The 25,938-nt window shown below is 67.3% G+C and carries 21 protein-coding genes and 1 pseudogene; 11 read left to right on the top strand and 11 right to left on the bottom strand.

Going from position 1 to position 25,938, the window contains the following annotated elements:
- The 4 genes and pseudogenes from ACIOU8_RS11665 to ACIOU8_RS11650 form a co-directional block, all read right to left on the bottom strand.
- Positions 1-1,844: pseudogene (locus tag ACIOU8_RS11665) on the bottom strand (hypothetical protein); the annotation flags it as partial.
- A gap of 347 nt (positions 1,845-2,191) precedes the next feature.
- Complete coding sequence (locus ACIOU8_RS11660) at positions 2,192-2,989, bottom strand: DUF1206 domain-containing protein (RefSeq protein ID WP_400789457.1); 798 nt, start codon at positions 2,987-2,989, stop codon at positions 2,192-2,194.
- 63 nt (positions 2,990-3,052) lie between these two features.
- Positions 3,053-3,685, bottom strand: coding sequence for a GyrI-like domain-containing protein (locus tag ACIOU8_RS11655; RefSeq protein WP_400789454.1), 633 nt, complete (start codon positions 3,683-3,685; stop codon positions 3,053-3,055).
- A gap of 96 nt (positions 3,686-3,781) precedes the next feature.
- Positions 3,782-4,951, bottom strand: a complete 1,170-nt coding sequence (locus ACIOU8_RS11650) for an ROK family protein (RefSeq protein WP_400789452.1) — start codon at positions 4,949-4,951, stop codon at positions 3,782-3,784.
- An 86-nt stretch (positions 4,952-5,037) separates the two neighbouring features.
- Between ACIOU8_RS11650 and xylA the strand changes: the two genes are divergently transcribed.
- A complete protein-coding gene (gene xylA, locus ACIOU8_RS11645) occupies positions 5,038-6,225 on the top strand; it encodes a xylose isomerase (protein WP_400789449.1) in 1,188 nt (395 codons plus the stop codon).
- Positions 6,226-6,230: 5 nt separating this feature from the next.
- Positions 6,231-7,517, top strand: coding sequence for a xylulokinase (xylB, locus tag ACIOU8_RS11640; protein ID WP_400789446.1), 1,287 nt, complete (start codon positions 6,231-6,233; stop codon positions 7,515-7,517).
- Positions 7,518-7,670: 153 nt separating this feature from the next.
- On the opposite strand, the gene ACIOU8_RS11635 is transcribed toward xylB, so the two are convergent.
- From ACIOU8_RS11635 to ACIOU8_RS11625, 3 genes are read right to left on the bottom strand one after another with little or no spacing between them, the layout of a single operon-like run.
- Positions 7,671-8,732, bottom strand: a complete 1,062-nt coding sequence (locus ACIOU8_RS11635) for a Gfo/Idh/MocA family protein (protein ID WP_400789444.1) — start codon at positions 8,730-8,732, stop codon at positions 7,671-7,673.
- Positions 8,729-9,475 (bottom strand): cupin domain-containing protein, encoded by a 747-nt coding sequence (locus ACIOU8_RS11630; protein WP_400789441.1) that lies wholly within the window; start codon positions 9,473-9,475, stop codon positions 8,729-8,731. Before ACIOU8_RS11630 ends, ACIOU8_RS11635 begins: the two co-directional genes overlap by 4 nt.
- A complete protein-coding gene (locus tag ACIOU8_RS11625; protein WP_400789438.1) occupies positions 9,472-10,602 on the bottom strand; it encodes a Gfo/Idh/MocA family protein in 1,131 nt (376 codons plus the stop codon). Before ACIOU8_RS11625 ends, ACIOU8_RS11630 begins: the two co-directional genes overlap by 4 nt.
- 100 nt (positions 10,603-10,702) lie before the next feature.
- On the opposite strand from ACIOU8_RS11625, the gene ACIOU8_RS11620 reads away from it, so the two are divergent.
- The 3 genes from ACIOU8_RS11620 to ACIOU8_RS11610 are packed head-to-tail and all read left to right on the top strand — an operon-like array spanning position 10,703 to position 13,099.
- On the top strand, positions 10,703-11,707 hold the full coding sequence (locus tag ACIOU8_RS11620; protein ID WP_400789436.1) for a LacI family DNA-binding transcriptional regulator: 1,005 nt from the start codon (positions 10,703-10,705) through the stop codon (positions 11,705-11,707).
- A 22-nt stretch (positions 11,708-11,729) separates the two neighbouring features.
- Positions 11,730-12,665: an NAD(P)-dependent oxidoreductase gene (locus ACIOU8_RS11615; protein ID WP_400789433.1), complete on the top strand. Its 936-nt coding sequence runs from the start codon at positions 11,730-11,732 to the stop codon at positions 12,663-12,665.
- 38 nt (positions 12,666-12,703) lie between these two features.
- The gene (locus ACIOU8_RS11610; protein WP_400789430.1) at positions 12,704-13,099 is read left to right on the top strand and encodes a VOC family protein; all 396 of its coding nucleotides are present in this window, start codon (positions 12,704-12,706) and stop codon (positions 13,097-13,099) included.
- A gap of 89 nt (positions 13,100-13,188) precedes the next feature.
- On the opposite strand, the gene ACIOU8_RS11605 is transcribed toward ACIOU8_RS11610, so the two are convergent.
- The 3 genes from ACIOU8_RS11605 to ACIOU8_RS11595 form a co-directional block, all read right to left on the bottom strand.
- Complete coding sequence (locus ACIOU8_RS11605; RefSeq protein WP_400789428.1) at positions 13,189-14,166, bottom strand: NAD-dependent epimerase/dehydratase family protein; 978 nt, start codon at positions 14,164-14,166, stop codon at positions 13,189-13,191.
- 82 nt (positions 14,167-14,248) lie between these two features.
- Positions 14,249-14,905 (bottom strand): GntR family transcriptional regulator, encoded by a 657-nt coding sequence (locus ACIOU8_RS11600; protein WP_400789426.1) that lies wholly within the window; start codon positions 14,903-14,905, stop codon positions 14,249-14,251.
- Between the two features lie 170 nt (positions 14,906-15,075).
- Positions 15,076-16,116 carry an aldo/keto reductase gene (locus ACIOU8_RS11595; RefSeq protein ID WP_400789424.1) on the bottom strand — a complete coding sequence of 347 codons (1,041 nt, stop codon included), beginning with the start codon at positions 16,114-16,116 and terminating at the stop codon, positions 15,076-15,078.
- A 272-nt stretch (positions 16,117-16,388) separates the two neighbouring features.
- Here ACIOU8_RS11595 and ACIOU8_RS11590 point away from each other — a divergent pair, with 272 nt between their 5' ends.
- Both ACIOU8_RS11590 and ACIOU8_RS11585 read left to right on the top strand, forming a co-directional pair.
- Positions 16,389-18,983 carry an excinuclease ABC subunit A gene (locus tag ACIOU8_RS11590; protein WP_400789421.1) on the top strand — a complete coding sequence of 865 codons (2,595 nt, stop codon included), beginning with the start codon at positions 16,389-16,391 and terminating at the stop codon, positions 18,981-18,983.
- A gap of 110 nt (positions 18,984-19,093) precedes the next feature.
- Positions 19,094-19,936 carry a helix-turn-helix domain-containing protein gene (locus ACIOU8_RS11585; protein WP_400789418.1) on the top strand — a complete coding sequence of 281 codons (843 nt, stop codon included), beginning with the start codon at positions 19,094-19,096 and terminating at the stop codon, positions 19,934-19,936.
- On the opposite strand, the gene ACIOU8_RS11580 is transcribed toward ACIOU8_RS11585, so the two are convergent.
- A complete protein-coding gene (locus tag ACIOU8_RS11580) occupies positions 19,929-20,198 on the bottom strand; it encodes a beta-galactosidase (protein ID WP_400789474.1) in 270 nt (89 codons plus the stop codon). The genes ACIOU8_RS11585 and ACIOU8_RS11580 overlap by 8 nt on opposite strands.
- A 380-nt stretch (positions 20,199-20,578) precedes the next feature.
- Here ACIOU8_RS11580 and ACIOU8_RS11575 point away from each other — a divergent pair, with 380 nt between their 5' ends.
- The 4 genes from ACIOU8_RS11575 to ACIOU8_RS11560 all read left to right on the top strand — a co-directional run bounded on the left by ACIOU8_RS11575 (position 20,579) and on the right by ACIOU8_RS11560 (position 25,681).
- A complete protein-coding gene (locus ACIOU8_RS11575; RefSeq protein WP_400789416.1) occupies positions 20,579-21,532 on the top strand; it encodes a carbohydrate ABC transporter permease in 954 nt (317 codons plus the stop codon).
- Entirely contained in the window at positions 21,529-22,437 is a 909-nt protein-coding gene (locus ACIOU8_RS11570; protein WP_400789414.1) for a carbohydrate ABC transporter permease, read from the top strand. The genes ACIOU8_RS11575 and ACIOU8_RS11570 overlap by 4 nt, the downstream gene beginning before the upstream one ends.
- A 49-nt stretch (positions 22,438-22,486) precedes the next feature.
- Complete coding sequence (locus tag ACIOU8_RS11565) at positions 22,487-23,815, top strand: extracellular solute-binding protein (protein ID WP_400789412.1); 1,329 nt, start codon at positions 22,487-22,489, stop codon at positions 23,813-23,815.
- A gap of 84 nt (positions 23,816-23,899) precedes the next feature.
- Entirely contained in the window at positions 23,900-25,681 is a 1,782-nt protein-coding gene (locus tag ACIOU8_RS11560) for a beta-galactosidase family protein (RefSeq protein WP_400789410.1), read from the top strand.
- Positions 25,682-25,938 lie beyond the last annotated feature (257 nt).

Raw genomic sequence — 25,938 nt, 5'->3', positions numbered from 1 at the left:
CGATCGGTGAGCCGGTCATCGACCACGGTCACGTTCGCGATCGTGACGTTGCCGGTGTTGGTGACATCGAACTCGTACATGATGTGGTCGCCGAGTCCGGTCACACCGTCCTGGTCGATGTCGACGACCGACGCCGTCTTGTCGAGCACGATCTCGGGTGTCCACACGGCCGGGATGACCTCGTCGTCGGTGTCGGTCACGTTCGGGCCGACCGCCGGAGTTCCGGTGGCCCGCGCGACGTTCGTCAGTGGAGCGTTGTCGAGGTCGGCCTGCTGCACCACATACGTGGCCGTGCAGGTCATCGTCGCCCCGCTGGCGAGCGTGGAACCCTGCGCCGGAGTGCACGACAGGGTGCTCATGTCACCGACACCCGAGAAAGCGTCCTCGGTGATGGTCACGTTCGTGAGGTTGGTGTTGAGCGTCGTGTTCGTCGGCGCCTTCGGCGTCGTGTTCGTCGCGACGAACGAGTACGTGATCACATCGCCGACCGTGGTGTACACCTTGTCGGGATCGGTGTCGCTATCGACCGCGACACCGTTCACGGCCGTGATGCGCTTGACGATGTCGATCGACGGCTGGATGACCTCGAGCGACGCATCGGTCGGCGGGTTCAGGTTCGTCGTGATGTTGGCAGGCCCGTTGATATACGTGCCATTGACCGTCGAAGTGACATCGACCGTGATCGTGCACGACGCCTGACCGAGCGCAAGGTCGCCGCCGGTGACCGACACCGACGTTCCCCCGGCGGGAGCCGATACCGCGTAGGCCGCGCCGGTGCGCTGGACGCACGTTCCGCCCACATTCGGCGCCGCCGCGATCCGCAGGTCCGCCGGCAGAGCGTCGGTGATGAACCAGTCGCTCTTGGCCATGAGATCGCTCGTGTTCGTGACGGTGAGCGTCATCGTCGAGGTCGATCCGTTGGTGATCACCGTCGGGCTGAAAGCCTTGTCGAGCTGCGGGGTGACGTCGACGATCTGCGGCAGGTCGAAGGCGACGTCGTTGCCCGCGCCGGTGGCGGTCGCGTTGTATAGCGACAGCCCGAGGTTCGCCGTCGTGCCGACGGGAACCTGGTACGCCGCGGACTGCAGCTTCGCGATCTGCGTCTCCCAGACCGTGTTGTTCGTGCACGGGTTCAGCCCGGTGCTCAAGACGATCGGGTTGCCGTTGACGATCAGGCTGAAGGTCTCCTTGGGCTGGTTGGCTCCACCCGCGGCCGGGCAGTTGACGGCCGCGAAGTAAGCGGACACGGCGTAGTAGTGGCCGGGGATCGCAGGGATCGTGTTCACCGTGCGGAACTGTGTACCTGCGGCGATGTTGCCACTCGTCGAGTTGGTGTAAGAGGTCAGCACCTGGTTGGTCGCCGCCTGCGTGGTGGTCTGGCCCTGTGCCACACCCAGCGCACGCGCCATCTGCTGGAGCGTGCTCCAGGTGGTGCTGACGTTGTTGAGGCAGCCCAGGTCGGTGATCGGAGCCGTCGGAGTCGCACCGCTCATGATCCAGCCGTTGCACTGATTGCCCGCCGGTGTGTACTGCGTCGAGGCCGTGTAGGTCGAGTTGGCCGCTGCCGCCCCACCGGTGTAACTGGTGATCGAACGCGCCGTGAGCGCTGCGCTCTGATTCGAGAAGTCTTCGGTGTACACGGGCGTGCCCGGCTGCGGGGTGCCGGGAGTGCCGGGCACCGTCGCCGCGGCCGTGATGCCGCTGTAAGGAGCGACAGTCGCGCCGGCGACGAGCACGCCGGCGATGGCGAGCACGCCGAGCAGTCGCGTCATCGCCTGTCGGCGAGGCGCGACTCCGGAGCGTGATGACCGCTCCGCGTTGCGGTGGTGTGAGCGAATGCTCATGAATGTCCCAATCCCGGCGCGCCGCTCGTCCACCCGCCGGTTATGGCGAGGCGAAGAGGCGAATACGCGTCCCCAAAAGTCGTGTGTGTCCCCAGTGCGATACAGGAAGCAGAAGCTGCCCGTCACATACCCAGACCTCGGCGGGGAGCTTTTATGACGCGCGCCGTGAAAAAACTTTTGATCGGTGTTCCGGGCCTGCCCTGAACTCGCACCGCTGCCACGGTGACCGGGCCGGTGGCGAGTCGATCGGGCGCGCGTCTGCTCGGCGAGGCGGAGGCCTCATGATCGGGCTCGTCGCTCTCCCACTGCTGTGGGGCGAGAAGCCCGCCAAAGCCTGAGCTGGGACGTCACATACGGGAGAAGCGCGCGCGGACCATCGAGAAGATGCCGTAGATGGCGAGTCCCACCCCGACGAGCCAGAGGATCGCGCGACCCTGAGGCAGGTCGACCAGGCTGCGCAGGGCCCCGTCGAGGCCCGCGGCCTTCTCCGGGTCCTGCGTCCACGCCGCCACGACGAACAACAGGCCTGTGACCGTGATCGCGATGCCCTTAGCGATATAGCCGGCGATGCCGAGGGCGATGATTGCGGGCCGCGAGGGCCCGTCCGGAACATCCATCGTCTTCTCGAAGCCTCTGGTGAACCCGATCACGATGAACCCGACCCCCACCCCCGCCACGGTCAGGCCGAGGATGATGAGCAGCACGATTCCGCCGGGAGCGCCGAGGATCACCGCGCTGAGGGCGCGCAGCGTCGTCTCGGACTCGACGTGCCCTCCGAAGGCGAAGATCAGCGCCAGGCCGGCGATCACGAGGTACGCTCCCGCGATGCCGATCAGCTTGACCCGCATCCCCCACTTGCGGGGTTCCTTGCCTCTGGCGAGGAGCCCGCTGGCGATCTGCCACACGGCCAGGGAGACCAGCGCCACAGCGACCAGTCCGAGAACCAGCCCGCCGACGGGCGTGGAGCGGATCTGCTCCATCGCTCCGTCCTGGTCGGCATCCCCGCCGCCGCCCGTGGCGATGGAGACGGCGATCGCTCCGATGATGATGTGCACGAGGCCGACCACGACGAAACCTGCCCGCGCCACCCGTCGGAATGCATCGGATCGCTGCGCCGTGCGCGCGGCACCCTTTGCGGAGGTCATCCGAGCAGGATATCGCCCGATGCGAAGATCGCCGGAGGGCTTGCGCCGAGCACTCGGCGCTCGTCAGCCGGTGCGCTCCACAGGCTGGCGGAGGATCGTCCGGAGCTTCGCCGGCTCGACGCGCCTGACATCGCTGAGATAGACCTCGTGGTGCAGTCCGGTCATGGCCAGACCGTTCTCGGGGATGAACCGGTGGTGCAGCTCGTCGAGCACGGGGGCCTCGTCGTCATACGATCCGACGTGCAGGGTCTGCACGCACAGCCCTTCGTCGAGAGTCTCGAGCCGCACCGACCGCAGCGCGGGAGATGCCTGCTTCTTCTTCGCGAGCTTCTCTTCGACCGTGTCGACCGCGTGGTCGAGCATCTCGGCGGTGATGTGCTCCGGCACCATGATCATGAGAGTCCATTGCCATGCCGACTTGTCGCGGCGAGAGGTGAACGCCTCCATGTCGGGTGCGTGCCACTGCCCCTCGAGCGGCATCACGACCGTGTCGATCCCGAACTGCTCCCTGCTCGCGAACTTGAGCGTGTAGGCGAGCGGGAAGAGCGCGGACACCGCATCCTGATACGCCGGAGCGCTGTTGGGGTCACCTGCGCCGTCGACCATCAGGTACTGCATCGGCGGCACGTCGAGGATGCGGAACTCACCGCGCTTCGCCCGGTAGGCGTCGAGTGACTTCTTGGGGTCGAGCGCCATCGCGGGTCCTCTCACGGCGGCATCGGCATCCGCCGTCGCCACAGTGTCGCACGGGCGGCGGACATCGGGTGGGTGGTGGACGCACGCCGACAGGGGTCAGCTGCGCTCCCCCGGATCCGCGAGCAGATCGGCGAAGGCCAGTTCGGCCGCGCCGATCAGCAGCCTGTCGGCGCCGAGAGCGGCAGGACGGATCTCCAGTGTCTCCGCGCTCTCCCGCATCGCCAGCGCCCGTACATCGTCCGCGATCTGGCCGGCCCTCAGGTCGGCGATCGTCGCCAGGAATCCGCCGAGCACGACGAGTGCGGGGTTGAGCACGTTGACGGCGTTGGCCAGCGCCCCGGCGAGAACACGCGCCTGACGCGTGATCTCGTCGGCCACCACCGCGGAGTCGGACTCCGAGAGTTCAGCGTCGAGCGTCTCGTCGTCGGCGGCGTCGAGGCCCACCGCGTCGAGCAGCAGACGACGACTCACCTCGGCCTCGAGCACGCCATCGGCTGTGCGTCGATCGGCATCTGCAGAGATCCGCGGCCTGTTCTGACCGAACTCCCCCGCGTAGCCGCCCGCGCCGGCGACCGGCCTGCCGTTGACGATCAGGCCGCCGCCGATGCCGGACGCGCCGCCGTTCAGATAGACGACGTCGTCGATCCCACGGCCGGCGCCATAGCGGTGCTCCGCGATCGCCCCGAGCGTCGCATCGTTGTCGACGAAGGCCGCAGACGACGTGGCCGCACCGATGAGTTCGGCGAGCGGAACGTCGGTCCAGCCGAGATGGGGCGCGTTGCGCACGACTCCATCCGAGGTGCGCACGAGACCGGGCACGGCGACGCCGATGGCCGCGATCCGCACGTCGGCGAGCGGACCCTCGCCCCAAACGGCGATGCGCTCGGCGATCGTCCCCACGACGACTCCGGGCGTCGGCACAGTCTCGTTCAGCAGACGTTCGCGCACGAGGATGCTGCGGTCGAGACCGACCGCAGCGATCTCGATCGCATCGACCTCGGGGTTCACCGCGAGGGCGACGACGCGGGCCGACGCCGTCACGACCGGCGACGGTCGACCGACGCGGCCGGGCACGTCGGGGACCCGCTCGTCGACCAGTCCCCGTCTGACGAGCTCCGCGACGAGGTCGGCGATCGTTGAGCGGTTGAGGCCCGTCCGCTCGGTGAGCGCTGCTCTCGACTGGGCGCCGTTCTCGTGCACGAGCCGCAGGATGAGGGAGAGATTGTGTGGGCGGGTGCCCGACGCGGGGCTCGACTGCGGCGGCATCCCTTCACTGTAAGGGGTGGACGTGCCTCCCGTCATGAGATATGTTGTGAAGCACAACTTATTCGCTGACCTGCACAGGAGCAGACATGCCCACTCCCACCCGTGACGACAAGTTCTCCTTCGGCCTGTGGACCGTCGGCTACAACGGAGCCGACCCGTTCGGCGGCCCCACCCGACCGGCGCTCGACGTCGTGCACGCCGTCGAGAAGCTCGCCGAGCTCGGCGCCTACGGCCTGACCTTCCACGATGACGACCTGTTCGCCTTCGGCTCGAACGATGCCGCGCGCCAGACGCAGATCGATCGCCTGAAAGGCGCCCTCGCCGACACCGGCCTGGTGGTTCCGATGGTCACCACCAACCTCTTCAGCGCGCCGATCTTCAAGGACGGCGGCTTCACCTCGAACGACCGCGACGTGCGTCGGTACGCGCTGCGCAAGGTGTTCCGCCAGCTCGACCTCGGTGCGGAGCTCGGCGCCAAGACCTTCGTCATGTGGGGTGGCCGCGAGGGCGCCGAATATGACTCAGCGAAGGACATCCGCCAGGCGCTCGAACGCTACCGCGAGGCCGTGAACCTGCTCGGCGACTACGTGACCGACAAGGGCTACGACATCCGCTTCGCGATCGAGCCGAAGCCCAACGAGCCGCGCGGCGACATCCTGCTGCCGACCCTCGGCCATGCGATCGCCTTCATCGACTCGCTCGAGCGCCCCGAACTCGTCGGCGTGAACCCCGAGGTGGGTCACGAGCAGATGGCCGGACTCAATTTCACCGCAGGCATCGCGCAGGCGCTGTTCCACGGCAAGCTCTTCCACATCGATCTCAACGGGCAGCGCGGCATCAAGTACGACCAGGACCTCGTCTTCGGTCACGGCGATCTGCACAACGCCTTCTCGCTCGTGGATCTGCTCGAGAACGGCGGCCCTGGTGGCGTCCCGGCCTACGATGGCCCCCGTCACTTCGACTACAAGCCGAGCCGCACGGAAGACGAGAAGGGCGTCTGGGAGTCGGCCGCAGCCAACATGCGCACGTACCTGCTGCTCAAGGAGCGCGCGGCGGCATTCCGCGCCGACCCCGAGGTGCAGGAGGCTCTCGCGGCAGCCCGCGTCGACGAGCTCTCGACACCGACCCTGAACCCCGGAGAGAGCTACGACGACTTCCTCGCCGACCGCTCGGCCTACGAGGACTTCGACGCGAACTCCTACTTCGGCGGCAAGGGCTTCGGCTTCGTCCGTCTGCAGCAGCTCGCGACCGAGCACCTGCTCGGCGCTCGCTGATCGTCATGCCGCTGGTCATCGGGGTCGACTCGTCGACCCAGTCGTGCAAGGTCGTCGTCGTCGACACGGCGACCGGAGCGGTCGTCCGCTCCGGTCGCGCGTCCCACCCCGACGGGACGTCGGTCGACCCCGAAGCCTGGTGGCAAGCGCTGAACGCGGCGATCGCCGAGGCGGGGTCGCTCGACGACACCTCCGCGTGGTCGATCGGTGGACAGCAGCACGGTCTGGTCGCGCTCGATTCATCGGGTGCAGTGATCCGCGATGCACTGCTCTGGAACGACACGCGCTCGGCCGGCGCGGCACAAGACCTGATCGCCGAGTTCGGCGCCGAGGAGCTGGCCGCGCGCACCGGACTCGTGCCGGTGGCCTCGTTCACGATCACGAAGCTGCGCTGGCTGCGCGATCGCGAGCCTGAGAACGCGGCGCGGGTCGCCGCAGTCGCTCTGCCGCACGACTGGCTGACGTGGCGCCTGCGCGGCTTCGGCCCCGAGAACCCGGTGCTCGACGAGCTCGTGACCGATCGGTCGGATGCTTCGGGCACGGGCTACTGGAACCCGTCGACGGGCGAATACGACCGCGAGCTGCTGGTCGCCGCCCTCGGTCACGATGCGATCCTGCCCCGGGTGCTCGCGCATGACGAGTGGACGACGGATGCCGCAGGCCGACGTGTCGGGGCCGGCGCCGGAGATAACGCCGCCGCGGCACTCGGCCTCGGCGCCGTGCCCGGCGACGTGGTCGTGTCGATCGGCACATCCGGCACGGTGTGCGCGATCAGCACCACCCCGCTGAGCGATGCGAGCGGAACCGTGGCCGGGTTCGCCGATGCCTCCGGCAACTTCCTCCCCCTCGTCGCCACGCTCAACGCGGCCCGGGTCGTCGACGTGACGGCGGCGCTGCTCGACGTCACGCACAGCGAGTTCAGCGATCTCGCTCTGCGGGCGTCGCCGGGCGCAGACGGCCTCGCTCTGCTCCCCTACTTCGAGGGTGAACGCACACCCAACCTGCCGGATGCCACGGCATCCCTCGCTGGCATGACACTCGCATCCACGACCAGGGAGAACCTGGCCCGCGCCGCCGTAGAAGGGATGCTGCGCGGACTCGGCGCGGGTCTCGATGCCCTGCGCGACCTCGGCATCCCTCTCGAGCGCGCCCTGCTGATCGGCGGCGGCGCGCAGTCGGAGGCCGTGCGCCGAATCGCGCCCGAGATCCTCGGCCTTCCCGTCGAGGTGCCGGAGCCCGGTGAGTACGTCGCTCTCGGCGCAGCGCGCCAGGCGGCCCAGCTCGTCGACTGATCCTTCGCGCCCACCCTCCACACACCTGCCCGGGAGGGGATCTGCGCTTCGGGAGGAGCGATGCACGGCATCCGTCCTCCCGAAGCGCAGTTCTCCTCCCGCACAGGTGACGAGCGAGGCGGATGCCGTCAGTGGCGAGCGAGGCGGATGCCGTCAGCCGGCGAGCACCCTCGCGTCGCGCTGCGCGATGATGCTGAGCTCGGCCGCTGCGAACGCGTGCTGCTGCGTCATCGCGTGCTCGGTGCGGTCGAGGCAGTCGCGGATCAGCTGCCCGAAGAACGGGAACCCCGTCTTGCCCGTCGCGTCGAACCGGAACTGCCCGTCCTGGTTGACGAGCAGCACCTGTCCCCCACCGTTGTCGGTCGTGATGTCGGTGTACTTGCGCAACTCGATGTAGCCGTCGGTGCCGAGCAGCACGGTGCGCCCGTCGCCGAACACGTCGAGTCCCGCGGGGGTGAACCAGTCCACGCGCACGTATCCGGTCGTGCCGTTGTCGAGCACCACGTGGGCGTCGCCGAAGTCCTGCAGCCCCGGGGTCTCGCGGTGCGCGTAGTTGGCGACCGTCGAGCTGACGATCTCACCGGCGGTCGCACCCGTGTAGTAGAGCATCTGCTCGAAGTTGTGGCTGCCGATGTCGCAGATGATGCCGCCGTACTGCTCGGGGTCGTAGAACCAGTCGGGGCGCCCGGTGCCGATGCGATGAGGGCCGAACGATGCGACCTGGAGCACGGTTCCGATCGCGCCCTGATCGATCAGCTGGCCGGCGAGGATCGCCGCCTCCGAGTGCACCCGCTCGCCGTAGTAGACGGCGAACTTCTGCCCGGTGCGATCCACGGCCGCGCGGGCCGCTATGAGGTCATCCATCGTCGTGATCGCGGGCTTGTCTGCGAAGAAGTCCTTGCCGGCGTCGAGCACACGAACGCCGAGCCGAGCCCGCTGATTGGCGATCGACGCACTCGCGACGAGCCGCACCTGTCGGTCGTCGAGCACCTCCTGCTCGCTGGCGGCCGCCCGCGCCTGAGGGAACCTCTCGACGAAGTCGGCGAGCTTCGCCGGATCGGGGTCGTAGACGAGCGACAGGGTGGCGCCTGCGTCGATGAGCTGTTCGACCATCCCGAAGATGTGACCGTGGTCGAGCCCGACCGCGGCGAACACGAACTCACCGGGGCCGACGACCGGCTCCGGCAGCGGATCGAAGGTGTAGGTGCGGGTCATCGCGGGGTCTCCTCATCGTTCACGTCGTCATCGTTCACGTCGTAGGTGCGCAGGCGTCCGCACATGCCGAATCCGCGCTCCCCCTCCGAGGGTACGGCCCGGTGCACGCGGGCATCAGCCAGGTGCGCCGCAGATCCGGATGCCACCGCTTCGGCGAGCGCGAGCGAGTGCTCGGCCTGCGCCAGGGGACCCTCTCGCACCAGATCGGGCCACGTGTGAGCGCGGTCGTGCACGAGCGCTGCGGCGGCCGCGTGGAATGCGGCGAGCGCGGTGCGGTCGCCGCCGGCCACGGCATCCCGCAGCGTCTCGAACCCCCTCACCGCGAGGTCGCGTCGCCCTCTGGCTCGTGCAGCGCGTTCCTCGGGGTGGTCTCCGAGTGACACCGCTGCGGCATACGAGTCACGATCGCCGACGACCTCGGCCGGGAAGGTCAGCACGGCATCGCCCGCCTCGGGCAGCCCGGCGTTGCTCATCAGCACGACGACGCGCAGGTCGCCGCGGTTCACAGCGCGGTGGATGGTGCCGGGGGTGAACCACACGACGGAACCCTGGGCGAGCGGCGTCTCACGGAATCCGTCGGCGTCGATCGTCTGCAGGGCGCCCTCACCCGAGATCACGACGTAGGCCTCTGTCGAGACGAGGTGCATGTGGGGGCTGCCTCCGCAGATGCCGTCGGGCGCGGCATCCGTGTAGACGTCGAGATGTGAGAGCGAGGTGCCGCCCGGGAACGAGGATGCGGTCACGATGTCGCCTCCACCAGCGACGAGGTCTTCTCGAAGAAGTGCGGGGCGTGCGCCACGAGCTGCCCGGCTCGGTAGTACGGGTCGGACGCCGCGATCGGCAGCGACACGAGTTGGCGTTCGAACCCCGCCTTGTAGATGGCGGTGACCACCTCGACCGCATTGCGGCCGTCCTGAGCCCCGGCGATCGGCGGCCGGCTGTCGCGGATCGCGCCGAGCAGATCGCCGATCTGACCCTCGTGGCCGAGGTGCGCGAGCGGCGTGCGGCCGGCGACGAGAGCCTCGATGCGCGCCACGACGTCGGGAGCTCCGCCCTCTTCGGGGAATCCGTCGCTCCGCGACTGCTCTGCGACGACGGAGAACGGCTGCGACACCCGCGCATTCGCGCCCTGGATCACGATCGCCTGCTCCTCACCGTGGTGCACCACCGAGCTGGTCAGCTGGGCGAGCCCACGGTCGTAGCGGAAGATCGCGACCGAGAGATCCTCGACTTCGGCGTTGTCGTGCTGCGCGTTGGCGAGCATGGCGGTGATCTCGGTCGGAGTCCCCCGCAGCCACAGCAGCAGGTCGATGTGGTGGATGGCATGATTCAGCGTGCATCCGCCTCCCTCCTTCTCCCACGTCCCGCGCCACCAGAGGTCGTAGTAGGGCAGTCCGCGCCACCACGCCGAATCGACGCGAATATGCGAGATCGACCCCAGCAGACCCGAGTCGACGACATCCTTCAGCGCGGCGAGATCGTCACGGAACCGGTTCTGCGCCACGACCGACAGCACTCTGCCCGAGCGCTCTTGCGCGGCGAGCATCGCATCGCACTCTTCGAGCGAGGGGGCCATCGGCTTCTCGACGAGCACGTGGATCCCCGCATCGAGGGCGGCGATCGCCAGGGACGCATGAGTCGACGGAGGGGTCGCGATGCTCACGATGTCGAGCCCTCCGTGGGCGATCATCTCGAGCGGATCATCGAACGCCGCCGCATCCGTGAGCCCGAAGGCCTCGGCCTTCTGCGCCGCCCTGCCCGGAATCACGTCGGCGAGCGCTGCGATCTCGCACTCGTCGGAGAACGCGAGGTATCCGCTGATGTGCGCGTCGGCGATCCCGCCCGTGCCGATGATGCCGATTTTGAGCATTCACTGCCTCCTCGATGAGGTGTTACTACGTATTACTAAGACGTAGTAGATACTATCGAGGTGCACACCGGTCACGTCAAGCCCCGAGAGGACGGATGCCATGGAGAAACGGCCGACGAGCCATGACGTCGCACACCTCGCCGGGGTGTCGCAGTCGACGGTGTCCTTCGTCTTCACGGGGCGCGCCGGAATCTCGGAGGCCACCCGCGAGAAGGTGCTGCGGGCCGCGGCCGAGCTGAACTACCGACCGAATCTCGCCGCCCGATCTATGCGCACGCACCGGACAGGGCGACTCGCGGTCGTGGTGCCGATCGCCACGATGAACCCGCTCACCCTGCTGTCGGGTGCGATCTCCGCCGCTCGTGACGAGGGGTACGTCGTCGAGGTGGTCAGCCTGCCGCAGGAACCGGACGAGCGGGAGGCACGCTTCGCCGAGGTCAGGGACTCGGGGCAGTACGAGGGGATGCTGTCGTTCACTCCGCTCCCGCGCGCCGCGACCACGGGCGACGCCGCTGACGATCCGGCGCCCGGCACTGTCATCCTCTCCGTCGGCGAGTTCGACGACGCAATGCACATGGCCGGGGCGTTGACCGACGCACGGCCCGTCGACGAGATGATCGAACGCCTCGCAGTGCAGGGCCACCGGCGTTTCCTCCATATCGCCGGCCCGCAGGATTTCCCCTCCGCGCAGTCTCGTCGGCGGGCATACCTCGACACCGTGGCGCGACTCGGCCTGGAGTCGATCGGAGTGATCGACGGCGACTGGAGCGGCCGCTCGGGTGAGACCGCCATCGAGGGGCTTCCCTCGGAAGCGCCGCCCCTGGCGGTGATCGCGGCGAACGACGTCGTCGCGACGGGCGCCATCCGCGCGGCGACCAGGCGCGGATGGCGGCTGCCCGCAGACATCGCCGTCACCGGGTGGGACGACCACCCCCAGAGCGCGTTCCTGGTGCCCTCGCTCACGAGCGTCTCGCAGGATCGCGAGAGACTGGGTGCGTACTCGATGCACCGCCTCATCGCGGCCGTGCGCGGTGGAGAGCCGCCGACCAAACCCGACGGCCTGCTCACCGTGATCTGGCGAGAGTCGACCGAATCCCCCCGCTGACCGCCGTGAACTGGAGACGCACATGAAGATCCTGATCCCGAACACCATCGAGCTGCCGCTGACTGCTGACGTCGAGACCGTCGTCTACGACATCGACTCGGACATCCCCGAGGAGCACCGCGACGCCGAGGTGCTGGTCGTCTGGCACAACTCGTCGTCGTGGCTCCAGGGCGCAGCCCGAGCACTCCCCCGGCTGCAGCTCGTGCAGGCGCTCGCCTCAGGAGCCGACGCCGTGCTGAACGCCGGGTTCGCGGCGGACGTGCGCATCTGCTCGGGTCGTTCGCTGCACGACGGGCCGGTAGCCGAACACGCCCTTGCGCTGATCCTGAGCGCGGTGCGTCGACTCGACCGGCTGCGCGATGCCCAGCGAGAGCACCGCTGGGACGACGAGTTCAACGACGAGCAGAGTGCTGCCGAGACCCGGGCGCTGCACACGCTCTCCGGTGCTCGCGTGACGATCTGGGGCTTCGGATCGATCGCCTCGACGCTCGCGCCGTCGCTCACCGCACTCGGCGCCGAAGTGCAGGGCATCGCCCGCACCGCCGGGGAGCGATCGGGTTTCGAGGTGCACGCGGATGCCGACGCAGCCGACGTGCTGGCAGACACCGACGTGCTGGTGTCGATTCTGCCCGCCACCGATGAGACCGTCGACCTGTTCGATGCCGGGGTGTTCGCGGCGCTCAAGCCCGGCGCGGTCTTCGTGAACGTCGGCCGGGGCGCGACCGTCGACGAGGGCGCCTTGATCGCAGGGCTCGAGTCAGGGCAGTTGCGCGCCGCGGCGATCGACGTCGCGAAGTCCGAGCCGCTTCCGGCATCCGATCCGCTGTGGGACGCGCCGAACCTGCTCATCACCCCGCACATCGCCGGAAACCGACCGGTGGGTGCGGCACGCCTGGTCGACGACAACATCACCCGGCTGCTCGCCGGGGACGGTCTCGTGAACCAGGTGCGCCCATAGGTCTGGACACTTCATCGGCAGCGGCGCATGCTGAACGCATGACCGCCTTTCAGACAGCACACGCGTTCAGCGGATTCAGCGTCGACGACATCGAGGCCGCCCGCTCCTTCTACGGCGACACCCTCGGCATGGACGTCACCACGAATGCCATGGGCTTCCTCGACATCAGCCTGCCTGACGGCGGGTCGATCCTCGTCTACCCCAAGCCGAACCACGAGCCCGCGAGCTTCACGATCCTCAATTTTCCCGTCGACGACATCGATGCCGCCGTCGATGAGCTCAACGGGCGGGGAGTCGTGACGAAGATCTACGATGACTCGGAGTTCGACACCGACGACAAGGGCATCCTTCGGGGCGGACCGGACAAAGGGCCCGACATCGCCTGGTTCACAGATCCCGCAGGCAACGTCCTCGCCGTGCTCGCTGTCGGCTGACGCCGGCAGCCGTCACCGCGAGACCCGCTTCCGCGCACGAGACCTCTGTTCGCACCGTGGGTGTCATACGCGGGGGAAGGTCTCGCGGCTCACGGTTCGAGCAGACGGTCGAACAGGGCGTCCACGGCGGGGTCGACGCGCTGCAGCTCGGGGTGCGCGTCGTGCCACTCGATGATCTCGCGCGCCGCCGTGTGCAGAGGAACCACCGGATTGAAGTCGGGCACGACCCGGCGGATCTTCGTGTTGTCGAACACGACCGAGTGCGCCATGTCGCCCGTCAGCTGACCGGCCCGGTCGGGCGCAGCATCCTCGATCGCCGCACTCGTCGCGTACCGGATCTTCGGCTCGGCCCCGGCCGCACGCCCGAGGATCGAGTAGATCTCGTTCCAGGTGTAGACGAAGTCGCTGGTGATCTGGAACGTGTCGCCATAGGCGAGCGGATTGCCGAGCAGGCCGGCGAACCCGACCGCGAAGTCGCTCGAGTGGGTGAGGGTCCACAGCGACGTGCCGTCACCATGCACGATGATCTCCTCACCACGGCGGATGCGGTCGATCACCGTCCATCCGCCGAAAGCCGGGATCGTCCACTTGTCGTAGGTGTGCGAGGGACGCAGCACCGTGACCGGGAATCCGCGATCGCGATAGGCGGCGGTGAGCAGATCTTCACACGCGATCTTGTCTCGCGAGTACTGCCAGTGCGGGTTGCGCAGCGGCGTCGACTCAGTGATCGGCAGCCGCGCGACGGGCTTCTGGTAGGCGGATGCCGAACTGATGAAGACGTACTGCCCCGTGCGGCCCTCGAAGCGGTCGATGTCGCGCTGCACCTGGTCGGGCGTGAACGCGATCATGTCGGCGACGACGTCGAACTCGCGCCCGGCCAGAGCGGCGTCGACCGCGGCAGCATCGGTGATGTCGGCCGTCAGCACCTCGACGCCCTCCGCGGGCTCTCGGCGCGAGTGCCCGCGGTTCAGCAGCGTCACCTCCATCCCCCTGGACGCGGCGAGCGCACTCGCCGCCGAGGAGATGATTCCGGTTCCACCGATGAACAGCACCGTCGTCGCAGCCATTCATCGACTCTATCGACGGGTCAGGCAGGGGGCTCCGAATCGCTGGGTCGAATCGCCCTGATCTCGAGAAGGAGACGGCGGACTAGACGAGGTGCTCGAAGAGTCTGCGAACGGCCGACTCCGCGGCGTCCGAGTCTCCTGCCCGCATCGCGTGCGCGACGGCTTCCGCCGCAGCGGATCGCACGTGGGTCACACCGTCACCGCGGGTGACCCCGGAGAACTGCAGGGCGCACTGCACCAGAATCGTGGCCTCGAAGAGGTGGGTCGCCTGCCGAGGGTGCTCGATAAGGTCGGTCACGGCGGTGAGCAACCCGATCACTGCGGCGTTGCGGCTGACGGCGTCGTCATCGCCGCCGATCTCTTCGGCATGGGCCGCGAGTTCTGCGCGGACTCCGTCGCCCAGAGTGGGCAGCGCCTTGCGGAGCGCCGTACCGGCGAGCACACCCGCATAGCCGAGGGCGGCGCAGGAATCGGCGGCGGTGAATTCGGCGACCTTGGTGTAGCGAGCCGGAGTGACCTCCACCAATCCGATGTCCCTGAGCCTGATGATCGCTTCGCGGACCGGGTTCAGCGACATGTGGAGCTCCTGGGTGAAGCGCGCCGTGTCGAGCCGGTCACCAGACACGTACTCGCCCCGGAGAATCGCCGCGAGGATGTGCTGGAAAGCGAGTTCGGGCAGGGGCACGGGGCTGCGATGAGCCCACTGGTGCGTCCGTAACTCGACATGGGCGATGGTCATCTGGTGCTCCTCGGGATCCGTTGCGGACGCTCCCGTTCGCAGGGGCTTCCACAAACCAGACCCGCTGGCGCCCGGAATATGACGCGACGCCCTCAGAAAGTCCGAGGACCCCCCTCCGACAGCCCACACGTCAGGCGGACTCTCACCGCCGCGCCCGATTGCGCCCCTGCTCAGACCACGCTGGCGCCGGGTGCTGAGGCGAACTCCTCGAGGGCGGCGATGACGTCATCCGACAGCTCGACCTGGCTCGCAGCCACGGCGTCATCGATCTGCCCGGTGCGCGAGGCTCCGATGATCGCGGTCGTCACCACGGGGTCGCGCAGCACCCACGCGACGGCGAGCTGCGGGATCGACAGACCCGCCTCCTTCGCCACACGGTCGATGCCGCGGATGCGCTCGAGATAGCTGTCTGTGAGGGCCGACCCGTTGAGGAAGTGGCTGTTCGCCGCGCGCGAGTCGGCAGGGACGTCACCGTCGATGTACTTGCCGGTGAGCAGGCCCTGCGCGAGCGGGGAGAACACCGCGCTGCCGACCTTCAACCCGCGCAGCGCCGGGAACAGCTCGGCTTCGGGGGTGCGGTCGAACAGCGAGTACCGGGGCTGGTGCAGCAGCAGCGCCACTCCCTGATCTGCCAGCAGCTCGTAGGCCTGACGCGCGAGCTCCGCCGGGTAGTTCGAGATTCCGACATACAGCGCCTTTCCGCTGCGCACGATGTCGACGAGCGCCGTGACCGTCTCCTCGAGCGGCGTCTCGGCGTCAGGGCGATGCGAATAGAACACGTCGACGTAGTCGGTGTTCATGCGCTGCAGACTCTGCTCGAGAGAGCGCATGAGGTACTTGCGCGAGCCGCCGTCGCCGAACGGCCCCGGCCACATGTCGTAGCCGGCCTTGGTCGTGACGAACAGCTCGTCGCGATATCGGGCCAGGCCGCTGTCGAGCACTGCGCCGAACGTCGACTCGGCCGACCCGTAAGGCGGGCCGTAGTTGTTGGCGAGGTCGATGTGCACGACTCCGCGGTCGAAGGCGTGCAGCACGATCTCGCGCTGGCTGTCGAAGGTGCGATCGCGTCCGAAGTTCTGCCAGAGGCCCAGCGACACCTTGGGAAGCTGGATGCCGCTCGCGCCCGCGCGCTGGAACGGCACGTCGGTGTAACGCGTGGATGCGGCCTCGTAGGCGTGCGTCAGGCGGGGGTCATCAGCGGCGATGGGCATAAAAGATGCTCCTAAAGACGAGGCGGGGGAAAAGCTTCAGGATAGCGCTTTCTGGCGATAGACCTTCGGTTCACCGTACTGCCCCCGTCGCGATCCGGCATCCGCTCGTCGAGCTCGGCTCATCCTGCCGTCCCCTTCCCGATGGCGCGACCGCTGTCAACCACTCCGACGAAGTCGGAGGGGCCGGGTAGCGTGGCGCAGGGTCGGCGATCGTCGCATTCATTCCCGCTGCGCATTCATCCCCGCCGACCGCGAGATACGAGAAGAGGTCCATGATGGACGGGACCCCACCTGTGAAGCTCTCCGGCACGTCGAACGCGATCGTCGTGACCGGAGCACGTGTGCACAACCTGCGCGATGTCGACGTCGCGATACCCCGCGACGCGCTCGTCGCCTTCACGGGCGTCTCGGGCTCGGGCAAGAGCTCCCTCGCGTTCGGCGCCCTGTACGCCGAAGCCCAGCGTCGGTACTTCGAGTCGGTGGCGCCCTATGCGAGGCGCCTGATGAGCCAGGTCGACATCCCCGACGTCGACGCCATCGCAGGGCTCCCTCCGGCGGTCGCCCTCCCCCAGCAGCGCACCGCCGGCAGCGCTCGATCGACAGTCGGCAGCGCCACGTCGATCGGCAACGTCGTGCGCATGCTGTTCTCGCGGGTCGGCACATACCCGCCCGGGGCGGAGCCGTTGTTCGCCGAGGACTTCTCCGCGAACACCGTGCAGGGCGCATGCCCGCAGTGCCACGGGATCGGGCAGGTCTACGACGTTCCCCTGCACCTCATGGTCCCCGACGAGTCGTTGTCGATCCGCGACCGTGCTCTCGACGCCTGGCCCAGGGCGTGGCACGGCAAGCAGCTCATCGACAGCCTGATCTCCCTCGGCTACGACATCGACATCCCGTGGCGCGATCTGCCCGAGGAGCAGCGCCAATGGGTGTTGTACACCGAGGAGTCCCCGCAGGTTCCGGTGTTCACCGACCGCGGTCCGGCGCAGGTGCGCAAGGCCGTCGCCGCAGGCATCGAGCCGTCGTACATGAGCACGTTCGTCGGTGTGAAGCAGTACGTGCTCAACACCTTCGCCCACTCGAAGAGCGCGAAGATGCGCGAGAAGGCAGCGAGCTTCATGGTCAGCGTCCGCTGCCCGATGTGCGACGGACGCCGGCTGAAGCCCGAGGCGCTCGCAGTGACATTCGCCGGTCTCGACATCACGGAGATGGCCGCGCTGCCGTTGGCCGGCCTCGAAGCTCTGCTCGAGACAGCCCTCGACGTGTCCGACGGCGAGGCGCTCTCCCCCGAGAAGCGACTCGCGGCGCACCGGCTGGTCGACGAACTGCGCGATCGGGTCTCACCCATCATCGAACTCGGTCTGGGCTACCTCTCGCTCGATCGTTCGACCCCCACCCTCTCGTCTGGGGAGCTGCAGCGCATGCGGCTCGCGACCCAGGTGCTCTCGCAGCTGTTCGGGGTCATGTTCGTGCTCGACGAGCCGTCTGCCGGACTCCACCCCGCCGACGGCGAAGCGCTCGTGCGCATCCTCCGCTCGCTCAGAGACTCGGGCAACACGGTCTTCTTCGTCGAGCATTCCCTCGACGTGATCCGGCACGCGGACTGGATCGTCGACATCGGCCCCGGCGCGGGAGCCACTGGCGGCGAGATCGTCTACTCCGGTCCGATCGACGGGCTCCGAGACGCCGAGCGATCCCAGACCCGGCGCTACCTGTTCGCCGATGAGGTGCGCACCGAGGGGCAGGCGCCGAGGCCCGCCTCGCGCGAGCCCGACGGCCAGCTCGTGCTCACCGATGTCTCGCGCAACAACCTCCGCAGCGTCTCGGTGTCGATTCCCCTCGGGTGCCTCACCGCCGTCACCGGCGTCTCCGGCTCGGGCAAATCGTCTCTCGTCACCCAGGCCCTGCCCGATCTGTTGCAGCGAAGCCTGTCCAGCGAGGTGGACGGCTCGACGATCGACGCGTCGGGAGAAGAGCAGGGCAGCACGACAGCGGATCCGCTGTTCTCCACGCCGACGGCCGAGACGACCGGGCGGGCTTCCGGCCCAGCCGGCCGCGTGCGCCGCGTCGTGCAGGTCAGTCAGAAGCCGATCGGCCGCACGTCACGATCCAACGTGGCGACATACACGGGGCTCTTCGACCGAGTGCGCGCTCTGTTCGCCGCGACTCCGGAGGCACGCCGCCGGCGGTACGCCGCGAGCCGATTCTCGTTCAATCTGCCGAGCGGACGATGCCCCACCTGCAAAGGCGAGGGCACGGTCGAGGTGGAGCTGCTCTTCCTCCCCACGGTCCATGCTCCCTGCAGCACGTGCGGCGGCACCCGTTACAACCCCGACACCCTCGAGATCGAACTCCACGGGCACACGATCGCCGACGTCCTCGCACTGAGCGTGAACGACGCGCGTGTTGTCTTCGCCGACGATGCCGACGTCTCGCGACACCTCGACGCCCTCCTCGACGTGGGACTCGGGTACCTGCCACTGGGCCAGTCGGCGACCGAGCTCTCCGGCGGCGAGGCGCAGCGTGTGAAGCTGGCGTCCGAGCTCCGGCGCGCCCAGCACGGCGACACCCTCTACCTGCTCGACGAGCCCACCTCGGGACTGCATCCGTCAGACACCGATCGGCTGCTCGTGCATCTTCAGCACCTGGTCGACGCCGGCAACACGGTCGTGATGGTCGAGCACGACATGCGCGTGGTCGCGCAGGCCGACTGGGTGATCGACATGGGCCCGGGCGCCGGAGACCTCGGGGGAACCGTCGTGACGCAGGGAACTCCGGGCTCCGTCGCCTCGGCGAGCGGCAGCACGACGGCGTCGTACCTTGCGGGTGCCCTCGACGCAGCCTCCCCGACTCGATCAGATCGCTAGGCCCGGTTTCACGATCGTGCGGCGACAGAGCGCGGCGGGGACTGGATGATTCGATGACGTACGGTGTCTACATGTACGTGCGAGACGGGTTCCCAGGCCAGCGTCTGCGTGTGCTGTCGGCACCGCTGGCCGCTCAAGCCACCCGAAGCCCTGTGACCTCGCGAATGCTTGTCACGGATGCCGGCTACTTTCCACACGCCGCGGCTCATGGGCGGTCTCGCGACCAGGGGGCAGCGCAAACGATCGTCATCCTCTGCGCGAGTGGGGCCGGCTGGCTCGAACTCGGGGAGCAACCGCCGATCCGCTTGGAAACGGGCATGGCTGCACTGATCCCGGCGGGGCTGAGCCACCGCTACAGGGCGGACAGGGACGACCCGTGGTCGATCTGGTGGCTTCATACCGTCGGCGCCGACATGGACGAGCTCGTGGCGGCGGTCGTTCGTGACGGCGACCCGGTGGTTCACCTGCGCGATGCATATTCAGCGATCGCAGCTATCGACGAAGCAGTGACGGCGATGGAACAGGAGGAGACGGTGGCGGCGCTGTATCTCGCCGCTGGAGCGGCGTGGCGGCTGTACGCGCAGCTGGCCGCCGATCGGCTGCGCGGTCCCGCCCCCACCAACGACCGGATGGAGATCGTTCAGCAGTACCTCCGCGCACACCTCTCGAGCAGCTTCACCGTCGATGACCTGGCGCGGCTTGCCGGGCTCAGCGTGTCGCACTTCTCCGCTTCGTTCAAGGCAACCGCGGGCATTTCGGTCATCGAGTACGTCAAGCGTCTACGCAGCGCACGTGCGCGCGAACTGCTCATCACCACCGATGCGTCGGTCGCCGAGATAGGGGCGGCAGTAGGCTACTCCGACACCTTCTACTTCTCCCGCCAGTTCCGCGCAGTGAACGGGGTCAGTCCCAGTGCGTTCCGGGCTTCCTCGAGAGATGAGGCGGTCAGATAATCGGGCCGCTCTCTTCCGGGACGAACAGGAGCAACTCGGGAAGGCTCGTGGCGAAGTAGTCGATTTCGCCGGTTTCGTGGCGTGCCAGGGGCGCCGTGAACGTATCGAGGACTTGGGCCCAGTCGGGGAATCCTCCATTGCGCGTCCCCCCATGGTCCCACGGGCCAAGGCGCATCATGACGAGCAGACCGTGCGTGCGCGCCACCTCGAGGAAGCTTCGTACAATCCGGTCGCCCGTCCCGCGCGGACGATGCGGTGTCATCACGTGCGGCGCGTGCGGGGACAGCGCGGAATGACTGGATCACGGGAGGCACCTTTGATCCGAGGTCGTGAGGCTGGTGGGGGCGTGGGCCGGCCGGAACATTCTCCAGGCTAGACAGCGGGGCTCAGCGGCGTGATGAAAGATGATGCGGATCTGACTAGACAAATCACCGACCGCCCCTGACTTCTCGTGCGTTCACGGCTCGCAGCAATCACAGAATCGTCCAGGAAGTCGGATGAATCTTCCATTGGGTGCGACCGCCGGCAGAGCTACTTTGAGACGGTCGAGAACGTCTGAGAGCTCAAAGAAGAGGAGACGAACATGCAGCGCTGCCCCCGCGTCCGGCTCGTCGTATCGCCGCCGACAATCGGACGGCGATCATGAAGCGGACCTCACCCCTGGCCGATCTCACAGCCGTTCCCCCGGTCGTCCAGAGCGCCGGGGCAGCCACCCCGAAGAGTCGCACACGTGCTCGCAGAGAGTCTCGCACCGGCTGGGTCTTCATCGGCCCGTTCGTGCTGGTCTTCGCCGCAGCCTTCGTGACGCCGATCGTCTACGCGATCTACTTGAGCCTCTTCCGTGAACAGATGGTCGGCGGCACATCCTTCGTCGGCGTCGCGAACTACACGCGCGCCTTCACCGACCCGCTCTTCTGGTCGGGGCTGGGAAGGGTTTCGCTGTTCGTGCTCGTCCAACTCCCCATACTTCTAGGCGTGTCCCTGTTCCTGGCACTGGCACTGGACTCCGGGCGCCTTTATGGGAAGGGCTTCTGGAGGATCTCGATCTTCATGCCCTACGCCGTGCCCGGTGTCGTCGCAGCTCTCATGTGGGGCTTCATGTACGGCACACGCTTCGGACTGGTCGGCAACATCAACGACGCGCTGGGTTGGGACCTCGATCCCCTGCGCTCGGCCCTGCTGCTTCCCGCGATCGGCAACATCGTCACGTGGGAGTTCGTCGGGTACAACATGCTGATCTACTACGCCGCGCTCCGGGTGATCGACAGCTCCCTGTATGAGGCTGCGACGATCGACGGCGCCGGTCAGTGGCGCATCATCACTGCCATCAAGATTCCCGCGATCCGCGGGGCGATCATGATCACGACGATCTTCTCGATCATCGGTCTATTCCAGCTCTTCAACGAGCCGAACATCCTGCAGTCGCTGGCGCCGGGCTACATCAGCACCTACTACACGCCCAACATGTACGCCTACAACCTTTCCTTCGCCGGACAGCAGTTCAACTACTCCGCAGCGATCGCGATCATCATGGGCCTCATCACGGTCGCCATCGCGTACACCATCCAAGTTCGCGGTAGCCGGAAGGACGCATGATGGCCATCACGACTCACGCGCTGACGACCATCCGGCCGAAGGCGACGCGGGACAGGCAGCGGACCGGCAAGCGCAGCGTGACCCTCACAGTGTTGGTCGCTCTGGTCGGGATCTACGCGCTTCTGCCGCTGGTCTGGCTCTTCGTCAACTCGACGAAGACCCAAGCCGACCTGTTCACGACCTTCGGGCTCTGGCTCTCTGGCGACTTCTCCCTCTGGGAAAACGTCGCCACCGTCCTGACCTACCAGGACGGCGTCTTTGTTCGCTGGTTCGCCAACACCCTGCTTTACGTCGTCGTCGGTGCAGGGGGCGCGACGGTGCTGTCGATGCTGGGCGGATACGCGCTGGCGAAGTACCAGTTCGCCGGCAAGCGCCTGGTCTTCGCCATGGTCATCGGCGCGGTCGCGGTTCCAGGCACGGCTCTCGCGGTCCCCACCTTCCTGATGTTCAGCACCCTCGGCCTCACCAACACGCCGTGGTCCGTGATCATCCCTTCACTGGTGTCTCCGTTCGGGCTCTACCTCATGTGGAACTTTGCGCGCGAGGCCATTCCTATCGAGCTGATGGAAGCGGCCCGCATCGATGGCGCGGGCGAGTTCCGCACGTTCGTGCAGATCTGCTTACCGCTGCTTGCCCCCGGAACCGTCACGGTGCTCCTCTTCGCCATCGTGGCGACGTGGAACAACTACTTCCTGCCGCTCATCATGCTCCGCGACCCCTCCTGGTACCCCCTCACATTGGGTCTCAACGCGTGGAACAACCAGTCCACGACTGCCGGCGGCGAGACAATCTTCAATCTCGTCATCACCGGCTCGCTGCTCACGATCATCCCGCTCATCGCCGCCTTCCTGTTCCTTCAGCGCTTTTGGCAGTCAGGCATCGCGGTCGGAGCTGTCAAGGGATGAGTCCCGCACCTCCCTCCCTGCAGTGCGTACAGAAGTGAAAGGAATCACAATGAACAAATCACGCATCACCCGCAGCACCACCGCGGCGGCGATCGTCCTGGTCAGCTCCGTTGCCCTGGCGGCCTGCGCGGCCGGCAGCGCACCATCCGGAGGTTCCGCCGACGATGTCGACGCGGCTCTCGAGGCGGGCGGGGAACTCCTCGTCTGGGGCTGGGAGCCCACCCTCACGCCGATCGTCGAAGCTTTCGAAGAGGAGCACCCCAACGTCGACGTGACCCTCGCCAACGTCGGCACCGGCAACGACCACTACGTCGCCCTGCAGAACGCAATCCTCGCCGGATCGGGTGTGCCGGACGTCGCGCAGATCGAGTTCTACGCGCTGCCGCAGTTCACCTCGGGCGACTCGCTCGCCGACCTGACCCCGTTCGGAGCTGCCGAGCTCGAAGGCGAGTTCGCGCCGGGACCGTGGGGCGCGGTGAGCAATGGGGAGACCGTCATCGGACTTCCCGGCGGCGGCGGGCCGATGGCCCTCTTCTACAACGCCGCCGTGTTCGAACGGCTCGGCGTAGAAGTTCCCACTACATGGGATGAGTACCTCGAGGCAGGCCGTCAACTGCACGCTGCAGACCCCAACGTTTACGTGGCGACCGACGGGGCTGACCCCGGCTACGCGACGAGCATGATCTGGCAGGCGGGCGGACAACCCTTCCGCGTCGACGGCACCACCGTTAGCGTCGACCTGGCTGACGAGGGCACCCAGAAGTACAGCGCACTCTGGCAGCAACTGCTGGATGAGAACCTCCTCAGCTCGATTCCCGCCTGGTCTGATGAATGGTTCAGCAGCCTTGGCGATGGAACCGTCGCGACCATGGTCACGGGAGCGTGGATGGCTCTGAACCTGCAGTCCAGCTCGCCCGCTGGCGAGGGGGACTGGCGTGTCGCGCCGATGCCGACGTGGGAAGAGGGCGACTCAGCATCGGCCGAGAACGGGGGCGGCGCGCTATCAGTGACCGAGGCTTCTCAGAACAAGGCACTTGCATACGCATTCACAGAGTTCGCCAACCTCGGCGAGGGAGTGCAGATCGCAATCGACGCGGGTTCGTTCCCGACCACGACGGCCGATCTTGAGTCCCCCGAGTTCCTCGCCACCGAGTTCCCGTACTTCGGCGGACAGAAGCTGAACGAGATCTTCGCCGACTCGTCCGCCAACGTCGTCCTCGGATGGCAGTACCTGCCCTACCAGGTCTACGCGAACTCGATCTTCGCCGACACTGCCGGGCAGGCATTCATCGGCAACACCACAGTCGAACAGGGACTGCTCGACTGGCAGGACTCGATCGTGAGTTACGGAACGGACCAGGGCTTCACGATCGACTGAATATTCGGTGGGGTGGGCCCCGCGGTCCACCCCACCGGTTCGCCCGCCAGGAATCCCCCTCCCCTCGCAGAGAAAGACCAGATCATGACTACCTTTGAAATCGGCGCGCATGACTTCCTGCTGGACGGCCGGCCGCACCAGATCATCAGCGGCGCCCTTCACTACTTTCGGGTTCATCCAGACCTCTGGGCCGATCGCATCCACAAAGCACGGCTGATGGGGCTCAACGCGATCGAGACGGTCGTCCCCTGGAACTTCCACGTTCCAGAGGTCGGGGCGTACGACTTCACCGGGCAGCGCGACATCGGCCGATTCCTCGACCTCATCCACGCGGAAGGCATGCACGCCATCGTGCGACCCAGCCCCTACATCTGCGGGGAATGGGATGGTGGTGGGTTTCCTGGCTGGCTCTTCGCAGATTCTCAGACCGGCGTGCGCCGGGCGGAGCCCCGGTTCCTGGAGGCGATCGAGGGGTACCTCGCGCACCTGTTGCCGCACATCGCCGAGCGTCAAGTGACTCGAGGGGGTGCCGTCATCGCGGTGCAGGTCGAGAACGAGTACGGCGCGTACCCGGATGTCCCCCTCGAGGAGCGCACCCACTACCTCCGCGCCCTCGTGGAGATGACGCGGGCTCAGGGAATCGATGTCCCACTCCTGACCTGCGACCAGGCGAACGACGAAATGCTCTCCACCGGCGGGCTGCCCGAGCTTCACAAGACAGCAAACTTCGGCGCGAACCCCGTAGAGCGGCTCGAGATCCTAAGACGCCACCAGTCGAGCGGTCCCTTGATGTGCATGGAGTTCTGGGATGGATGGTTCGACTCTTGGGGGGAGATCCATCACATCACGCCTTCCGAGCAGAACGCGCAGGACCTCGACATCATGCTGGGAGCCGGAGCCTCGGTGAACATATACATGTTCCACGGCGGGACGAACATGGGGCTCACCAACGGCGCCAACGACAAGGGTGTCTACAAGTCGATCACCACGTCGTACGACTACGACGCTCCGCTATCGGAAGACGGTTCGCCGACCGACAAGTACTTCGCGTTCCGCGAGGTGATCGCGCGATACGCACCGGTGCCCGACGAGGTCCCCGAGGCATCGCCAGACGCCCCCACACTCGAAGTGACCCTCGACCGGGCCGTCCGCTTCACTGAGGCGCTCCCGGCGCTCGGCTCCCCCGGGTCTTTCGATCACACTCCCACGATGGACGAGCTGCGGCAGTGGACGGGCTTCGCTCTGTACCGGACTCCCCTTGAGGCGAACGACGCAGTCTTGAGTGTCGAAGAGGTTCGCGATCGCGCGATCGTGATGCTCGACGGCGAACCCATCGGCCTGCTCGACCGCGCGACGAGCACGACCGCCGTGGCTTTGCCGGCGCGGGCCGGTGAGCTCGGAGTACTTCTCGAGGACCAGGGCAGGGTCAACTACGGCCCACGCATCGGGGAGCAGAAAGGGCTCATCGGCAAGGTCAGAACCGCAACCCGCGACCTGGACACGTGGACGGTCACGCCACTGCGGATTCCGGAGGCCCCCCACGTGCTCGCGGACCACATCTGGAAAGGCCGCACTGAAACCTCGTCGCGCCCCTTCGCCGGGCCGGTTTTCCGTGCAGGACGCTTCGACTCGGTGGCGGGCCGTGATCACTTCCTCCGGCTAGACGGCTGGACGAAGGGTCTCGCGTGGGTCAACGGCGAGTTGCTCGGTCGCTACTGGAGCTTCGGCCCGACCGAGACGATGTTCATCCCCGGCCCCCTCATCCGGGAGTCGGGCAATGAACTCGTGCTCTTCGAGCTGCATGGCGCGTCGACCTCGACCGCACGCTTCGTCTCGGCCGCGGATTTGGGGCCGACCGAGCCCTGAGGCGCGCTCTGCGCAGTGACGATCGCTCTTACCTTTCCCCCTGATGTGCACAGCCGTCCTCGCCCGCGTTTTCGCGAGTTTCGACATTTCGTCGATGTACACGGCAGCACCGGAGGCGACTCCGCCCTTCTGACTGACTTGCCCGGCCGTCTTACCTCCGCGAGGCGGAGTGCGAGCCCTCACCGAAGGTCCGGGACGTGGTTTCGCAGCAAAGATCGACCGACTGCCCGAACGCGCTCACCCTGATCGGGTTGCTG

Source organism: Microbacterium sp. NPDC087589, assembly GCF_044743635.1.
Classification (GTDB): domain Bacteria; phylum Actinomycetota; class Actinomycetes; order Actinomycetales; family Microbacteriaceae; genus Microbacterium.
The sequence above is the reverse complement of the archived record's forward strand: the minus strand, read 5'-3'. Positions and strand labels throughout refer to the sequence as shown.

What these genes read in the sequence shown, in the direction of transcription:
- ACIOU8_RS11590 (WP_400789421.1), top strand. Translation starts at nt 16,389, where the DNA reads ATGATGGACGGGACCCCACCTGTGAAGCTCTCCGGCACGTCGAACGCG.
- ACIOU8_RS11560 (WP_400789410.1), top strand. Translation starts at nt 23,900, where the DNA reads ATGACTACCTTTGAAATCGGCGCGCATGACTTCCTGCTGGACGGCCGG.
- ACIOU8_RS11655 (WP_400789454.1), bottom strand. Translation starts at nt 3,685, where the DNA reads ATGGCGCTCGACCCCAAGAAGTCACTCGACGCCTACCGGGCGAAGCGC.
- ACIOU8_RS11635 (WP_400789444.1), bottom strand. Translation starts at nt 8,732, where the DNA reads ATGACCCGCACCTACACCTTCGATCCGCTGCCGGAGCCGGTCGTCGGC.
- ACIOU8_RS11625 (WP_400789438.1), bottom strand. Translation starts at nt 10,602, where the DNA reads ATGCTCAAAATCGGCATCATCGGCACGGGCGGGATCGCCGACGCGCAC.
- ACIOU8_RS11610 (WP_400789430.1), top strand. Translation starts at nt 12,704, where the DNA reads ATGACCGCCTTTCAGACAGCACACGCGTTCAGCGGATTCAGCGTCGAC.
- ACIOU8_RS11600 (WP_400789426.1), bottom strand. Translation starts at nt 14,905, where the DNA reads ATGACCATCGCCCATGTCGAGTTACGGACGCACCAGTGGGCTCATCGC.
- ACIOU8_RS11605 (WP_400789428.1), bottom strand. Translation starts at nt 14,166, where the DNA reads ATGGCTGCGACGACGGTGCTGTTCATCGGTGGAACCGGAATCATCTCC.
- ACIOU8_RS11615 (WP_400789433.1), top strand. Translation starts at nt 11,730, where the DNA reads ATGAAGATCCTGATCCCGAACACCATCGAGCTGCCGCTGACTGCTGAC.
- ACIOU8_RS11565 (WP_400789412.1), top strand. Translation starts at nt 22,487, where the DNA reads ATGAACAAATCACGCATCACCCGCAGCACCACCGCGGCGGCGATCGTC.
- xylA (WP_400789449.1), top strand. Translation starts at nt 5,038, where the DNA reads ATGCCCACTCCCACCCGTGACGACAAGTTCTCCTTCGGCCTGTGGACC.
- ACIOU8_RS11595 (WP_400789424.1), bottom strand. Translation starts at nt 16,116, where the DNA reads ATGCCCATCGCCGCTGATGACCCCCGCCTGACGCACGCCTACGAGGCC.
- ACIOU8_RS11650 (WP_400789452.1), bottom strand. Translation starts at nt 4,951, where the DNA reads ATGCCGCCGCAGTCGAGCCCCGCGTCGGGCACCCGCCCACACAATCTC.
- xylB (WP_400789446.1), top strand. Translation starts at nt 6,231, where the DNA reads ATGCCGCTGGTCATCGGGGTCGACTCGTCGACCCAGTCGTGCAAGGTC.
- ACIOU8_RS11575 (WP_400789416.1), top strand. Translation starts at nt 20,579, where the DNA reads ATGAAGCGGACCTCACCCCTGGCCGATCTCACAGCCGTTCCCCCGGTC.
- ACIOU8_RS11580 (WP_400789474.1), bottom strand. Translation starts at nt 20,198, where the DNA reads ATGACACCGCATCGTCCGCGCGGGACGGGCGACCGGATTGTACGAAGC.
- ACIOU8_RS11660 (WP_400789457.1), bottom strand. Translation starts at nt 2,989, where the DNA reads ATGACCTCCGCAAAGGGTGCCGCGCGCACGGCGCAGCGATCCGATGCA.
- ACIOU8_RS11620 (WP_400789436.1), top strand. Translation starts at nt 10,703, where the DNA reads ATGGAGAAACGGCCGACGAGCCATGACGTCGCACACCTCGCCGGGGTG.
- ACIOU8_RS11570 (WP_400789414.1), top strand. Translation starts at nt 21,529, where the DNA reads ATGATGGCCATCACGACTCACGCGCTGACGACCATCCGGCCGAAGGCG.